Genomic DNA, 13,598 nt, shown 5'->3' on the forward strand with positions numbered 1-13,598 from the left:
ATATATGGTTCATGCGGATCCCTGCGTGGACTGAGGACGAACTTGTGCTGGCCGGAGCCCTGGTCGTCAGGAACGGCTGGCGCGAGCTTCGAACCAAGGATCCGGAAGTACATGAGTTGTCCGAACTGCTTCGGTCGCTGCCGATCCACGATCCGGAGGCTCATGGCCTGCCGGGCTTCCGATCGCCTGACAGTGTCAGCCGCAAGACGACGGACTTCATGACGAACCACGAGCAGTACTCGGGCAAGCCGACTCGATGCGGCAAGCCGACGCTGCTCATGATCGAGGCCTTCACCAACCGTGAGGCCGAGATGCTCCAAGCCGCCCAAGCCATCGAGGACGGCATCGGCTCGGGTGAGCTGCATCTCATTCCGCCCCAGCCCGACGAAGTCGACAACGATGGCGTCGCTGCGGCGATCGAAGGGCGCCTTCTCGTCCGCCGCGCGCTGGCTCGCGAACGGGACCCGAAGCTCCGCAGGGCCAAGATCAAGAAGGTACAGGCGTTGGGGCGCCCCCTGGTCTGCGAGGTGTGCGGCTTCGATTTCGCCCGCGCGTACGGGGACCTGGGAGAGGGATACATCGAGGTGCATCACGTCACTCCCCTCTTCGTCTCGGGCGCCAAAGAAACCAAGCTCGCCGACCTCGCCTGCCTGTGCGCCAACTGTCATCGCATGTGCCACAAAAGCCGCCCCGGAGAATCCTGGCGCACTCCGGCAGCCCTTCGGGAACAGATCCGGAAGTCTGCCCAGCTCACCCACTAGGCCGCCTCCGCCTCGTAGTGCGTCTGGGCCCGGTCGAGGATGGCGTCTGGGTCGTGGCCGTGGGCGGCTGTCCAGTGGAGCAGGTCCGCGATCAGTTCGATCGCCGACTCTTCGAGGTCCGCGTCCCGCCTGCTTCGTGACAGACCAGCGCTCGCCCCTGGGTAGTTCGCCAGTGCTTCGGCAGCCCGTGCCAGGCGTTGGCATGCGCGGGTGCTGTCCAGCTGGATCTCGCACCAGACCGCCTTGCCGGCCGCGGTGAGGACCGTTCCCCAGTCGGCAGCCAGCGCGGAGAGGAGGTGCAGGCCACGGCCGCACTCCTCGTCGCAGTTCGCAGACCTGAGGACCGGAAGCATGCTGTTCTTGTCGTGCATCTCCAACCGGAGCCGCGCACCAGTCCATTCAAGGACCAAGGCCGCCGATACGCCCTCGCCAAGGTGCTTGAGGACGTTGGTCGCCAGCTCGGTGACCAGCAGTCCGGCTTCGTCAGTGGCGGCGGACATACCCCACCTGCCCAACTGCCTGACAGCCGCTCTCCGCAGCAGGCGGACTTCAGCCGGCACCGCCTCGAAGGGCAGCACACAGCGGAGTCGGGGTTCGGTGGCTTCGCAGTCGGACACGACCGCTCCTCCCTCCCATGCCACGCGCGTGCTGCGCCCGCCCTATCCGTACGGCTGCACTGCGTAGCGGCTCGGAGACCGAGCATGGCACAGAGAAATCTCTTCATGTAACTTCTCACGTGAACCCATCGAGTGAATCTGATGGTGGCTCCGCCCTCCTCCTGCCTAGCCTGAGTGGGATTTCCGGGGCGTTCCCCGGCGCCCGACGAAGGAGCCGAATGTCTGTACGCACGACAACCCGCCGTCGGCAACTGGGCGCCATGATGCGCAAGTTGCGGGCACGGAAAGGGATGACGCTCGAAGAGGCCGGGGGGCTTGTCGGCGTCTCGAAGGCCACCGTGAGCCGGTACGAAACGCAGGCGGGACCGGTCAAGTGGGTTGTCGTGGATGCGTTGTGCCGCGAGTACGGAGCAACGGAGGCAGAGCGGCGCGCGGTTGTCGCGCTCGCGAAGGACGCCAAACAGCAGGGCTGGTGGAGTTCCTTCGCCGACTCCATCCCCGAGAGCATGAACCTGCTGCTGACCCTTGAGGACGAAGCGGTACGGGAGAGTCATTTCTCCTGCGTCTACGTCCCTGGCCTTCTGCAGACCCGGGCTTACAGCACCGCGCTGCAGATGGCCAATGAAGTACCCCTGGAGCAGGCGGAGATCAAACGGCTGGTCGACATCCGGATGAAACGGCAGGAGATCCTGACCCGCCCGAAGCCACCGCGGTTGTGGGCGATCCTCGACGAGTCCGTCATCCGCCGCGCCGTCGGGTCTCCTCAGATCATGAAAGAGCAGCTGCATCGGCTGCTCACAGCGAACGGGGCTCCTCACATCACGCTTCAGGTGCTCCCCTTCTCCAAGGGTGCCCATGCCGCCGCGCTCGGGAGCTTCGTCATCATCGGCGGCCCCGAGCCGGCACTCGACGTGGTCTACGTCGACTTCCATACGGGCTCCCTCTTCCTTGAGAAGGACGAGGAACTGGACCGCTACAGACTTGCGTTCGAGTACCTACAGGCACAAGCGTTGGACATGGAAGCCTCTTCCGCCATGATCCATCGCGCCCTCAAGGAGCTGTGAATGTCCGCCGCGCCCCAGCCGGTCCCAGCGCCCAGGTGGTTCAAGTCGTCGTACAGCGGCGGCAACACGACCGAGTGCCTGGAGGCCGCTTTCGTCCCGACTCGTGTTCTCATACGCGACTCGAAGGATGCCAGCGGGCCCTCTCTCGTCCTCCCCAGCCCGGCTTGGCACGCATTCACCTGGGCCCTGCGGAGGGGTGAGCTAGGAGGCTGAAGTCCCGGCACAGCGGCGGAGGTAGGGTCTCGGTGACATGAGGGGGTCGGTTTATGCAGGGCACAGTCGTTGCTGTCAGTTGTAACGGGGTGTACTCGTTCAGCAAGCCGAAGCGGGAGAGCGTCACGTTGCTTGCTGGGCTTGGGGTCGAAGGGGATGTGCATTCCGGGGTGACCGTGAAGCATCGGTCGCGGGTCGCGCGGGATCCCACGCAGCCGAATCTCCGGCAGGTGCACCTCATGCACGAGGAGCTGTTCGAGGAGGTCGGCGCGGCCGGTTTCCACGTGAGGCCCGGGGAGTTGGGCGAGAACATCACCACCCGGGGCATCGACCTGCTGGGGCTGCCCGTGGGGACGCTGCTGCGGATCGGCGACGAGGCCGTGGTCGAGGTGACCGGGCTGCGCAATCCGTGTGTGCAGATCGACGCCTTCCAGGCCGGGTTGCTGAAGCAGGTCGTCGGGCGGGACGCGGACGGGAACCTCGTGCGCAAGGCCGGCATCATGAGCATCGTGAAGACGGGCGGCCTGGTGCGGCCGGGCGATGTCATCGAGGCGGAGCTGCCGGCGGGGCCGCATCGGCCGCTGGACCGGGTCTGAAGCGTCGTCGGCACACCTCCCGGCCACGGCGGCGGCCTCGCCCCTGGGACGCCTCCGACAGGGGGCTGAAGGTTGACACGCCCTGACTCAGGTTCGGGGTGGTGCGCGGGGCCGGGGTTAGCCTCGGGGCAGTGACACTAGGAGGCAGACATGGCCAAGGTTCCCAGCTCCGTGATCGCCGCGAGCGGGCTCGTCGGGGGGTACGGCGTCGCCCGCTGGACGAAGAAGCGGCAGCTCGGCGGGGTCGTCCTGGCCGTCGCGGGGGCCGCCGCCGCCCAGCAGTGGCACAAGGTGGCCGGGCCCAGGGCGGCGGGCGCGCTCGGTGCCGCCTACGTCGCCGCCTTCGCCGGGTCGCATCCGCTGGCCAAGAAGGTCGGCGCCTGGCCGTCCGTGTTCGGGGTCGCCGGCGCCGTCGCCCTGGCCTCCTGGGCCGTCGCCGACCGCCGCGCCTGAGCCCTGGCTCTGCCCCTGACCCTGACCCGCGGTACCTGTCCGGCGCGGCATCGCTCCGGACACACCCGTACGTACCCGTCCGGTCGGCCCTCGGTGGTCAGTTGGCGCCGACCCCGGCAGGGGCACCGCTCCGGGAGCGGAACGCTCGGCGGTAGGCCTGGGGGCTCGTCCCGACCACTCTTCTGAACCGTTCCCGGAACGCCGTCGGGGAGCCGAAACCCGCCTGGTGCGCGATGCGTTCGACCGGGTGCGCGGTCGTCTCCAGCAGGTGCTGCGCGCGCCGCACCCGCGCCCGGTGCAGCCACTGCAGCGGGGTCGTGCCGGTCTGCTCGCGGAAGCGGCGGTTCAGGGTGCGGGTGCTCATGCCCGCCTTCGCGGCCACCTCCTCCAGGGTGAGGTCCTGGTCGCAGTGGTCCTCCAGCCAGTCAAGGAGCGGTTCCAGGGTGGCTCCGGCCGGGGCCGGGGGCAGCTCGTGGACGATGAACTGGGCCTGGCCGCCCTCCCGTTCGAGCGGCATGACGCACATGCGGGCCGCGTGCGCGGCGACCGCGGAGCCGTAGTCCTTGCGGATCATGTGCAGGCACATGTCCATTCCGGCGGCGGCGCCCGCCGAGGTGAGGAACTGGCCGTTGTCGACGTACAGGACGTTCGGGTCGACGGTGATCTTTGGGTGGCGGGCCGCGAGATGGCGGGCCGCCGCCCAGTGCGTCGTGGCGCGCAGGCCGTCCAGCAGGCCCGTCGCCGCGAAGACGAACGCGCCGACGCAGATCGACGCGATGCGCGTGCCGTTCGCCGCCGCGGCGCGCAGCGCCTCGGCCACCCCGGGCTGCAGCGGCACCGTCGGGTCGGCGACCCCGGGCAGGATGATCGTGTCGGCGTCCGCGAGCGCTTCCAGACCGTACGGCGCCCGCACGCTGAACGCGCCCGCGCTCATCTCGCCCGGCGGTGAGCACACCCGGATCCGGTAGGCCTCGCGGCCGTCCGGCAGCCGGGCCCAGCCGAAGGTGTCGACCGGGACGGCGATGTCGAAGGGGATGACCTGGTCCAGCGCCAGTACGGCCACGGTGTGCATGGCAGAAACGTAGCGTACGACGGATTGTGGCCAGGCAGGTGGGCCGGGGGAAGCGGACCGGTTCGGCACGGTGGGGCGGGCGGCGAGAATCCGTTGGTCTCTGGCATTACTGCCGCTTCTGCCGGGCCGGCCGGCTGTCTAGCGTCACCCCGTGACCAAGTTCCTGCTCGCCGTCCATGTCCTGGCCGCCGTCGTCGCCATCGGTCCCGTCACCGTCGCCGCCAGCATGTTCCCGCCGGCCGCCCGCCGGGCCCTGGCCGCCCCGGAGGATGTCCGGGCCACTGGGACCGTGGAGCTGCTGCACCGGATCTGCCGGGTGTACGGCGTCGTCGGTGTCGTCGTGCCCGTGTTCGGGTTCGCCACCGCCAGCAACATGGGCGTGCTCGGCAGCGCCTGGCTGATCGTGTCGATCGTGCTGACCGCGCTGGCCGCCGTGGTGCTGGTGGCGCTGGTGCTGCCGCGGCAGAGCGCGCTGGTCGAGGGCACGGGCACGGGCACGCGGGAGACGACGGTACGGCTCGCCATGTTCACCGGAATCTTCAACATCCTGTGGGCGACGGTGACGGTACTGATGATCGTCCGCCCGGGTTCCACCACCGGCGCGTGACCCTCCGGGGGAAGGCGCGGACCCTCCGGCGGGGCGCGTCCCACCTCCGAGGCGCGCCTCCGACGGGCAGCCGCCTCTCCAGCCCCGGCGGCTCCGATCAGCGCCCCGAAGGGACGCGAGGCTGTATCAATATGCGGCTCCGCCGCGCGGGCGCGACCAGCCACAACGACGCCGCAGCCGCCCGACGGCACAGCCCGGCTCCGGACAGACATCGACCACCATCCGAGCCACACACCCCACCGCTCCGCTACGCCCACACCCGCCCCGCAGGACGCCCCCCGGACGACGGCTGAGCTGTCACGGCCCTGTCGCCGTCGGCCGGCTGTCGGTGCTGGTTCCGCTATAGCTCTGTCTGGCCCGCGCCCTTGAGGTCGTGCAGGTCGAACGCTTCGGCCATCTTGCGGTAGCCGCGGTCGCTGGGGTGCAGATGGTCGCCGGAGTCGTACTCCGGGCGCAGCCGCCGCGGGCTCCACGGGTCCCGCAGGGCCGCGTCGAAGTCGGCCACCGCGTCGAAGACCCGGCCCGCGCGTATCGAAGCGTTGACCTCCTGGCGGACGTGCTCGCGGGCCGGCGTCGAGCCCTGGTGCCCGGAGAACGGCATCAGGGTGGCGCCGACGACCTTGAGGCCGCGGGCGTGGGCCCGGTCGACCAGCGTGCGCAGTCCCGCGACGATGCGGTCCGGGTCGGCGAGCCGCGGATTGCGCAGGATGTCGTTGACCCCGAGGTCGATGACGACGACCTTGACGTTCGTACGGTCGAGCACGTCCCGCTCGAAGCGGTCGAGTGCGCTCTCGTTGTCGGCGGGCCGGCCAAGACCGTCCGCGAGGATCTGGTTCCCGCTGATGCCCGCGTTGACGATGCTGTAGCGGGGCATGTCCGCGCCGTCCGCGACGGCGTCGCGCAGCCGCCGGGCGAGGACGTCCGTCCAGCGGCGGTTGGCGTTCTCGGTGGAGGTTATGCCGTCGGTGAGCGAGTCGCCGAGGACGACCACCGTGCCGTCGGACTCGTTGCTCAGCACGTCGAGGGCGGTCAGATAGCGCCAGAACGACGTCCGCTCGGTGTAGCGGGCGCCGGCCGTGTCCTGGGTGCGGTCGCCCTGGGCGATGTACGAGGTCTGCCGCGCGTGCGGATGGTAGGTGACCGGTCCCGCGGCGGTCGGGGAGTACGTGGTGACCAGGATGTCCGCGTCGTGCGGGACGGTGATCCGCACGGCGTCGCTGACCATCTGCTCCCCGGGCGGTATCAGCACGCTGGTGCTGCCGCCGAAGGTGAGCCGCCGCATCGTGCGCGCCACGGCGGTCGCGCTGCCGTCACCGGCCGCGACCGCGAGGGACGCGTGCGCGACGGCCAGCGCCGACTGGCCGTAGAGGTTGGACAGGGTGATCCGGGCGCTGCTGCCGCCCACGCTCGTGTGCACCACGTTCCGTATCGAGCGGCCCGCCATGCCCTGTGTCTCCGTGCCGGGTTCGCCGCCGACCGGGGAGGCGGACCAGGTGCCGACCCAGGTGCCCGTGGACGCGGGGGCCGCCGAGGGGTCGTGGCGCGGGCGGTGGCTGGCGACGGCGGTGCGGGGCGTGCCGTCGCCGGCCGCCACGCCGGCGTAGATGGCGGCGGACAGTCCCAGCACCAGCGCGATGACCGCACTGAGCAGGACGTAGCCATGACGCCTGGTCATGCTTGTGTTGTTCTCCTCGGCGAGGGGAGCCCTGGCTCCGGTCCGACGAGCCCATGATGTGTCATGGGCCGGGGTGACCTGACAGGACCCTGTGCAAACCCCCGTCCGGACAGACGCCGGGAACTCTTGTTCCGTTCCAGGAGTCGGTCAGGTTGGGACAATGGGTGCGGGATCGCCGAACGGGTGGAGCGTATGGACGGCACGGACGAAGGCGCGGAAGGGCGCATGACCGAACGTATGGCCGAACGCACGATGGGGGCTGCGGCGGCGGGCACGGCGGCGGGCGCGGCGGCCGGGACCGCGGTGCCGCGCAGCTACCGCGCCATGACGTCGTTCACCCCGGCCGACGCGGAGCGGCAGCGCGGCGTGCGGCGCATGAAGCTCACCGCGGTCGGCCTGCTGCTCTTCGTGGCCGTCGTCTACGTCCTCGCGAAATGGGCGTCGAACGCGGGCGCGGGCCCCTGGGCGGGCTATGTCGCCGCGGCGGCCGAGGCCGGCATGGTCGGCGCGCTCGCCGACTGGTTCGCGGTCACCGCACTCTTTAGGCACCCCCTCGGCCTGCCCATCCCGCACACCGCGATCATCCCCAACAAGAAGGACCAGCTCGGCGTCTCGCTCGGCGAGTTCGTCGGCGAGAACTTCCTGTCCGAGGAGGTCGTACGGCAGCGGCTGCGCGCCGTCGGCATCGGCAGCAGACTCGGCGCCTGGCTGGCCGAGCCGGAGCACGCGGACCGGGTGACGGCGGAGCTGGCCACGGCGGTGCGCGGTGCGCTGACGGTGCTGCGCGACTCCGATGTCCAGGCGGTGGTCGGCGAGGCCATCACGCGCCGTGCCGACACCCAGGAGATCGCTCCCGGCATGGGGAAGATGCTGGAGAAGATCGTCGCGGACGGCGGTCACAGACGGTTCGTGGACCTGATCGTCGGCCGGGCGCACGACTGGCTCGTCCTGCACGACGAGCAGGTCATGGACGCCGTCCAGGGCGGCGCTCCCGGCTGGACGCCGCGCTTCGTGGACAAGAAGGTCGGCGAACGGGTCTACAAGGAGCTGCTGCGCTTCGTCACCGAGATGCGGGACATGCCGTCCCATCCGGCGCGCGGCGCCCTCGACCGCTTCCTCGGCGACTTCGCCTCCGACCTGCAGTCCGACACGGACACCCGGGCGCGCGTGGAACGGCTCAAGGGCGAGGTGCTGGGCCGTGGCGAGGTCCAGGACCTGATCGCCTCCGCCTGGACGGCCGTACGATCCATGATCGTCTCGGCGGCCGAGGACGAGCGCAGCGAGCTGCGGCTGCGGGTGCGCGCCTCGCTGCTGTCCCTGGGCGTCCGGATGGCCACCGAACCCAAGGTCCAGGACAAGGTCGACAGCTGGGTCGAGGGCGCGGCGGTGCACGTCGTGACGACCTACCGCAAGGAGATCACCTCCCTGATCACCGACACCGTGGCCGGCTGGGACGCCGAGCACACCACCCGGAAGATCGAGGCACACATCGGCCGTGACCTGCAGTTCATTCGCATCAATGGCACGGTGGTGGGTTCCCTGGCAGGGTTGTTGATCTACACGGTGTCGCGGGCGTTCGGCGCTTAGCCGGGCCGGTGGCGGGGAGTCGGCCGGACTCCTCGGCGACGCGGCGACCGACGACGAGGGAGCCCGCGCCCATGACCGCTGCCGAGGCCGCCACCGGCCGGACCGTCACCACCTCCGTACCCGCCCGGCTGGACCGGCTGCCCTGGTCCGGCTGGCACTGGCGGATCGTGTTCGGCCTCGGCACCGTATGGATCCTGGACGGCCTGGAGGTCACGGTCGTCGGCAACATCGCGAGCCGGCTGTCCGAGCCCGGCAGCGGGCTGCCGGTCACCTCCGGCGAGGTCACCGGGGTCGCCGCCGCGCTGTATGTCGCAGGAGCCTGCTCCGGCGCCCTCTTCTGGGGCCGTCTGACCGACCGCTACGGCCGCCGCAAGCTCTTCATGATCACCCTGGGACTCTATCTGGCCGCGACCGCGCTGACCGCGGCCTCCTTCGCCACCTGGTGGTTCTTCCTGTTCCGCTTCCTGACCGGCTTCGGCATCGGCGGCGAGTACGCGGCCATCAACTCGGCGATCGACGAGCTGATCCCGGCGTACTACCGGGGCCGGGTCGACCTGCTCATCAACGGCAGCTTCTGGCTGGGCGCGGTCGGCGGTTCGCTGCTGTCGATCGTCGCACTGAACACGGACCTGCTGCCCGCGGACGTCGGCTGGCGGCTGACGTTCGCGCTGGGCGCCGTACTCGCCCTGGTCATCCTCCTGGTGCGCAGACACGTCCCGGAGAGCCCGCGCTGGCTGCTCATCCACGGCCGGGAGCGGGAGGCGGAACGGATCGTCGCCGCCATCGAGCGGCGGGTCACAGAGGAGCGCGGCGCGCCGCTGCCCGAGCCACAGGGCGAACTGGTCATCCGCCAGCGCCGCGGCATCGGTTTCAGGGAGATCGCCCGCACCGTACTGAGCGACTACCGCAGGCGCGCCGTCCTCGGCTTCGCCCTCTTCATCGGGCAGGCGTTCCTCTACAACGCGATCACCTTCGGCTTCGGCGCGATCCTGACCACGTTCTTCGCCGTCCCCACCGGCCACACCGGTTACTACTTCGTCGTCATCGCGGCCGGCAACTTCCTGGGCCCGCTGCTGCTCGGCAAGCTCTTCGACACCGTGGGCCGCCGGGTGATGATCTCCTCGACATATCTGCTCTCCGGCCTGCTGCTGTTCGGCACGGCCTGGCTGTTCGACCGGGGTGCCCTCGGCGCGGGCACGCTGACCGCGTGCTGGTGCGCGGTGCTGTTCTTCGCCTCGGCGGGCGCCTCCAGCGCCTATCTGACCGTCTCCGAGATCTTCCCCATGGAGACCCGGGCGCTGTGCATCGCCTTCTTCTACGCCCTCGGCACCGCCGCCGGCGGGATCAGCGGCCCCCTGCTGTTCGCCGAACTCACCGGCACCGGCAGGGTCGCCGACACGGTCCTCGCCTTCCAGGTCGGCGCGGGCCTGATGTGCGCGGCCGGGCTGGTCGCGGCGGTCCTCGCGGTACCGGCGCAACGACGGGCCCTGGAGGACATCGCGCGGCCGCTTACGGCAGCGGACTAGGCTAAAACGCTCCGCTGGCGGCACCCCGTGACCCCGTGACCCCGGGCGCGGGCAGCCCCCTGACGGGGTCGGGTGGCGCCCCACGGCGCCGGGGGCTCGGCCATGCCGGCCCGTATGGACGCGTCCGACCTCGCCTCGCTGCTCGCGCGGCTCTCGACCGGTCAGCGGCTGGCGCCGTCCGGCCACACGATGCGCACGGGCACACCGGTCCGCTCCGCGTAAGCGACCACGTCCGCTGTCCCGCCGAACGCCCAGGCCGGTTTCCCGTCCCACACGGCGATCAGCTCGTCGACCAGGCCCACCAAGATCTCGCTTCCCGCCTGGTGCGCCTCGGAGGTTGACTCGGTCATGCCGGTTTCATGGATGTCGACCGCGCCGCCGTACAGCTCGTCATAGACGGGGTGATGCCACTCCGGAAGGCTCTCGCGGTACTCCGCCGCGGGAACGACGACTTCAAGCCGGCCGCCCCGCTTCAACACCGCTTCCGCAAACCACGAATCGGGACCATCGGCAATGCACGACACGGCCGTCAGGTCAGCGGTGTCCAAGCCGCGTACGACCTCATCGAGCATGGCGCGTACCCGTTGCTCCACCTCCTTGCTGAGCCCGCGGTGTCCGGTGATCCCTACACGCATCAGTGATCCCCTCTGCTATAGGTAAACGCCGTGAAGGCGCTCGTAGAAGTCTCGTACCACCTTTGGCGGTGAGGCGGTTGTGAGGGTTCGGCGTACGGCGCGGGCCCGCTCCACGATCCGCCCGGACCGGTACGTCAGACCGGTGTCGAGGGCGCGCGAGGCGAGAGCGAACGCGGCGTCCACTCTGCCGGCGGCCAGGTGGCCGGCGGCGATGTCCAGGACCAGTAGGGCGCGTTGCTTGGCGTGGCCGGTGGCCATGGCCCCTACGTCGTCTCTGATCACCCAGGTCGACAGGCCGAGCCGTGCGCCGCAGGTCACCCGGTAGGCGGCCACCTTCTCGGGAGTGAAGGAGAACACCCACGGCCACGGTGGCGGCTCCTCGGTCGCTTTCAACGCCTCGGCGGCGGAACGGCTCGCGGTCAGGGCGTTGTCGGCCGCCCGCCGGTCCCCGGCCGCTGCGTGGCCGAGGGCTTCGACGCTGGACAGCCATGCATCCGCGACGGGCGGACGCCGGTCCCCGAGTGCGCGCCGAGCTCGGAGGGCCTGGTTCAGTGCCTCCACGCCGTTTCCGGCGTGTGCCTCGAACTGGGCGAGCGTGCCCCGCTGGTAGGCGGCTAGCAGCGGGTTGCCAGCCCTCTTGGCGGCCTTGATCGCTGCACCGTACCAGGACCGCGCGGAGCCGTTGTCACCCTTGTCCCACGCGAGCCAGCCCGCGAAGGAAGCGGCTTCACTGCCCGCCGCGGCAAGCCGTTCCCGGTCGCCATCACTGCGCGCAGATCGGGTGATGCTCTGGATGAGCCGGATGTGAGCCTCGATGGTGTCATACAGGTCACGGGACGGGGTGGAGCCGTCGAGCCGCCTGTAGGCACTGGTGGCCAGGCGCAGTGCGGCGGCCTGCCCGCCGCCGCTATCGGCGGCATCAACGGCAGGAAGTGGAGATAGGACCGAGGTCGCCCCGGCTGCTATGACCCCGCCTAGAAGTGTCCTGCGGTGCATGTCGTCTGACCCGTCTTTCACCTGCGCCTGGGGACGGCCGCCCGCGAGGCCCACCAGCGCCGGCGGAATGGCGAGGTGTGCGGCTGCCGCCTTCAGGATGTTCGTGCTGTAGTCGCCTTGGCCCTTCTTCTCCAGGCGGGAGACGGCGGACTGCGACAGGCCCAAAGCCTGCCCCAGTGCCGTCTGCGTCATCTGTTGTGCCTTGCGGGCCAATTCGATGACGCGCCCGTAATCCCCGGCCCGGGACGCGTCCCGAACCGGCCCTGTCTGGAAGTCCACGGCGTACCCCCACGCTACGAGTCTCCACGACTTTGGGTGCCTACCCGCACCCGCTCGGTGCATATCCGTATGCGAGTGCCGCATGAGTGATGGTCGCATGGGCGCGGTTGATCGTTGACTCATGTCAGCACCAACAACCGCCTCAACGCGGCGTATTGGTGCGACGGAGGCCGTTCCCGCCACCGGGACGGACGGCCGCCGCCTCTCATTCCGCTCACCACGACGAGGCTCCGATGACAGAGATCAGAACGGCGCAGGCTTCCGCCGCCCATACACGCCCCGACTCGGCCGCCGCCACGCGGTGGCCGAGGCCTGGACGTACCAGGCGGCGCCGTCCCACGAAGCGACCGGTGAAGAGTGGACGACGCAAGGCATCGCCGTGCTGACCGCGGGCATCGTGTGGGACGCCGTACGCGTGCCGTACACACCGCTCGGCGCGGACCTGGACCGCCACGCCGACCAGGGCTGGCGGGCCCGGCCCGGCACACCCGGCCCCGTGATGTCCAGCGGTGTGCCGGGCCGTCACTTTCGTTTCGACAAAGGAAGGTTCTCGATCGTGTTGCCTCCGGCACCGCCAGGCGTTGTCCCCTACATCGCCGGATGGAGTGAGGAAAGACTCCTGAAGTGTCCGATCACCCGCCGCCGCGTGGCCCCCGGGATCGCGTACGTGGATGAGACGCCGTACGACCGCGACAGCTTCGGCGTGCTCTGGGCCCGCTACGCCCTGCGGCCCAAGCAGCGCCGGGGCACCCCACAACTGCGGAACGTCCATCCGTACCGGCAGCGCCGCGCGATGCTGAACATGATGTGCCAGGTCTGCTCCCGCACGCCGCCCGACCCACACGGCCCCCACCTCTTTCTCCTGCGGGACTCCTGCGGTGCGGTCCGGGAGGGGGAACGCACGACGAGCCCGCCGGTGTGCGTACCCTGCGCCGCGATCTCCATCCAGCTCTGCCGTGCCCTGCGGGGTGGGCGGTTCGTGGCGGCGTGGGCGAGACGCGTGCCCGCGTGGGGAGTCGTCGGTCCTCTCCATCATCCCGTGACGCTCCGGGCCGTCCCGGGGTGCCAGATGGAGCAGGTGAAGTACGGGTCCCAGTGGGCTCTGTGGGTCCGGGCCGCCCGCACGATGGGGGAACTGCGCGACGTGACAGCGGCGGACCTGGACCGGGAGTTCGCGGCCCTCGGACGCGACCGCCTGGAAGAGGAGTTCGCCCGGGTCGCGGAGCTGACGGCGGTCGCCTGACGGCCGCATAGGCCCCCCGGGGCGGCCAACCAACGCACCGCAACTCCCGAACGCCCGGTTTCGTTGCCTGGGCGACCACAACCCCGAACCCCGCCGGGCCCAAGGTCCGTCCCGAGTTGCGGCACCCGGCCAAGGCTCCGGCGCGGGCCAACCCCCAAGGGAGACCGCACCGGCCTCATAGACCCCGCCCGATGGCCCGGATGCCCCAGGCCGTGGCCATCGGGCGGACCAACTCCCGGCAGCGGGCCCGGACTCCGGGGGCGGCACCCCCCGT

14 protein-coding genes are annotated in these 13,598 nt (G+C 70.3%); 9 read left to right on the forward strand and 5 right to left on the reverse strand.

Translation table 11 applies throughout. The annotated features are described in order from the left end of the window. The first annotated feature begins 11 nt into the window (after positions 1–11). On the forward strand, positions 12–761 hold the full coding sequence (locus ACIRFL_RS18335) for an HNH endonuclease (RefSeq protein ID WP_404029505.1): 750 nt from the start codon (positions 12–14) through the stop codon (positions 759–761). Here the strand turns inward: ACIRFL_RS18335 and ACIRFL_RS18340 are convergent. Next, positions 758–1,261 carry an ATP-binding protein gene (locus ACIRFL_RS18340; RefSeq protein WP_404029508.1) on the reverse strand — a complete coding sequence of 168 codons (504 nt, stop codon included), beginning with the start codon at positions 1,259–1,261 and terminating at the stop codon, positions 758–760. The genes ACIRFL_RS18335 and ACIRFL_RS18340 overlap by 4 nt on opposite strands. Positions 1,262–1,596: 335 nt before the next feature. Here ACIRFL_RS18340 and ACIRFL_RS18345 point away from each other — a divergent pair, with 335 nt between their 5' ends. The 4 genes from ACIRFL_RS18345 (at position 1,597) to ACIRFL_RS18360 (ending at position 3,704) form a co-directional block, all read left to right on the forward strand. Next, complete coding sequence (locus ACIRFL_RS18345; protein ID WP_404029510.1) at positions 1,597–2,442, forward strand: helix-turn-helix domain-containing protein; 846 nt, start codon at positions 1,597–1,599, stop codon at positions 2,440–2,442. Next, positions 2,443–2,655, forward strand: a complete 213-nt coding sequence (locus ACIRFL_RS18350) for a DUF397 domain-containing protein (RefSeq protein WP_404029512.1) — start codon at positions 2,443–2,445, stop codon at positions 2,653–2,655. Positions 2,656–2,708: 53 nt separating this feature from the next. Beyond that, complete coding sequence (locus tag ACIRFL_RS18355; protein WP_404029514.1) at positions 2,709–3,251, forward strand: MOSC domain-containing protein; 543 nt, start codon at positions 2,709–2,711, stop codon at positions 3,249–3,251. A 150-nt stretch (positions 3,252–3,401) separates the two neighbouring features. Continuing rightward, on the forward strand, positions 3,402–3,704 hold the full coding sequence (locus ACIRFL_RS18360; RefSeq protein ID WP_404029516.1) for a hypothetical protein: 303 nt from the start codon (positions 3,402–3,404) through the stop codon (positions 3,702–3,704). A gap of 97 nt (positions 3,705–3,801) precedes the next feature. Here the strand turns inward: ACIRFL_RS18360 and ACIRFL_RS18365 are convergent, their stop codons facing one another. Beyond that, positions 3,802–4,776: a GlxA family transcriptional regulator gene (locus tag ACIRFL_RS18365; RefSeq protein ID WP_404029518.1), complete on the reverse strand. Its 975-nt coding sequence runs from the start codon at positions 4,774–4,776 to the stop codon at positions 3,802–3,804. A gap of 151 nt (positions 4,777–4,927) precedes the next feature. Between ACIRFL_RS18365 and ACIRFL_RS18370 the strand changes: the two genes are divergently transcribed. Continuing rightward, positions 4,928–5,383, forward strand: coding sequence for a hypothetical protein (locus ACIRFL_RS18370; RefSeq protein ID WP_404029520.1), 456 nt, complete (start codon positions 4,928–4,930; stop codon positions 5,381–5,383). 340 nt (positions 5,384–5,723) lie between these two features. Here ACIRFL_RS18370 and ACIRFL_RS18375 read toward each other — a convergent pair whose 3' ends face one another. Next, the gene (locus tag ACIRFL_RS18375; RefSeq protein ID WP_404029522.1) at positions 5,724–7,058 is read right to left on the reverse strand and encodes an SGNH/GDSL hydrolase family protein; all 1,335 of its coding nucleotides are present in this window, start codon (positions 7,056–7,058) and stop codon (positions 5,724–5,726) included. Positions 7,059–7,283: 225 nt separating this feature from the next. Here ACIRFL_RS18375 and ACIRFL_RS18380 point away from each other — a divergent pair, with 225 nt between their 5' ends. Both ACIRFL_RS18380 and ACIRFL_RS18385 read left to right on the forward strand, forming a co-directional pair. Further along, positions 7,284–8,645 carry a DUF445 domain-containing protein gene (locus tag ACIRFL_RS18380; RefSeq protein WP_404029524.1) on the forward strand — a complete coding sequence of 454 codons (1,362 nt, stop codon included), beginning with the start codon at positions 7,284–7,286 and terminating at the stop codon, positions 8,643–8,645. Positions 8,646–8,716: 71 nt separating this feature from the next. Further along, positions 8,717–10,171, forward strand: a complete 1,455-nt coding sequence (locus ACIRFL_RS18385; protein WP_404029525.1) for an MFS transporter — start codon at positions 8,717–8,719, stop codon at positions 10,169–10,171. Between the two features lie 161 nt (positions 10,172–10,332). Here ACIRFL_RS18385 and ACIRFL_RS18390 read toward each other — a convergent pair whose 3' ends face one another. Next, the gene (locus ACIRFL_RS18390) at positions 10,333–10,806 is read right to left on the reverse strand and encodes a hypothetical protein (protein ID WP_404029527.1); all 474 of its coding nucleotides are present in this window, start codon (positions 10,804–10,806) and stop codon (positions 10,333–10,335) included. A 15-nt stretch (positions 10,807–10,821) separates the two neighbouring features. After that, positions 10,822–12,204: a helix-turn-helix domain-containing protein gene (locus ACIRFL_RS18395; protein WP_404029670.1), complete on the reverse strand. Its 1,383-nt coding sequence runs from the start codon at positions 12,202–12,204 to the stop codon at positions 10,822–10,824. Between the two features lie 178 nt (positions 12,205–12,382). On the opposite strand from ACIRFL_RS18395, the gene ACIRFL_RS18400 reads away from it, so the two are divergent. Further along, positions 12,383–13,324 (forward strand): hypothetical protein, encoded by a 942-nt coding sequence (locus ACIRFL_RS18400; protein WP_404029528.1) that lies wholly within the window; start codon positions 12,383–12,385, stop codon positions 13,322–13,324. Positions 13,325–13,598 lie beyond the last annotated feature (274 nt).

The sequence above is a fragment of the Streptomyces sp. NPDC102462 genome (assembly GCF_044765425.1).
Classification (GTDB): Bacteria; Actinomycetota; Actinomycetes; order Streptomycetales; family Streptomycetaceae; genus Streptomyces.

What these genes read in the sequence shown, in the direction of transcription:
- ACIRFL_RS18335 (WP_404029505.1), top strand. Translation starts at nt 12, where the DNA reads ATGCGGATCCCTGCGTGGACTGAGGACGAACTTGTGCTGGCCGGAGCC.
- ACIRFL_RS18340 (WP_404029508.1), bottom strand. Translation starts at nt 1,261, where the DNA reads ATGTCCGCCGCCACTGACGAAGCCGGACTGCTGGTCACCGAGCTGGCG.
- ACIRFL_RS18345 (WP_404029510.1), top strand. Translation starts at nt 1,597, where the DNA reads ATGTCTGTACGCACGACAACCCGCCGTCGGCAACTGGGCGCCATGATG.
- ACIRFL_RS18350 (WP_404029512.1), top strand. Translation starts at nt 2,443, where the DNA reads ATGTCCGCCGCGCCCCAGCCGGTCCCAGCGCCCAGGTGGTTCAAGTCG.
- ACIRFL_RS18355 (WP_404029514.1), top strand. Translation starts at nt 2,709, where the DNA reads ATGCAGGGCACAGTCGTTGCTGTCAGTTGTAACGGGGTGTACTCGTTC.
- ACIRFL_RS18360 (WP_404029516.1), top strand. Translation starts at nt 3,402, where the DNA reads ATGGCCAAGGTTCCCAGCTCCGTGATCGCCGCGAGCGGGCTCGTCGGG.
- ACIRFL_RS18365 (WP_404029518.1), bottom strand. Translation starts at nt 4,776, where the DNA reads ATGCACACCGTGGCCGTACTGGCGCTGGACCAGGTCATCCCCTTCGAC.
- ACIRFL_RS18375 (WP_404029522.1), bottom strand. Translation starts at nt 7,058, where the DNA reads ATGACCAGGCGTCATGGCTACGTCCTGCTCAGTGCGGTCATCGCGCTG.
- ACIRFL_RS18380 (WP_404029524.1), top strand. Translation starts at nt 7,284, where the DNA reads ATGACCGAACGTATGGCCGAACGCACGATGGGGGCTGCGGCGGCGGGC.
- ACIRFL_RS18385 (WP_404029525.1), top strand. Translation starts at nt 8,717, where the DNA reads ATGACCGCTGCCGAGGCCGCCACCGGCCGGACCGTCACCACCTCCGTA.
- ACIRFL_RS18390 (WP_404029527.1), bottom strand. Translation starts at nt 10,806, where the DNA reads ATGCGTGTAGGGATCACCGGACACCGCGGGCTCAGCAAGGAGGTGGAG.
- ACIRFL_RS18395 (WP_404029670.1), bottom strand. Translation starts at nt 12,204, where the DNA reads ATGAGTCAACGATCAACCGCGCCCATGCGACCATCACTCATGCGGCAC.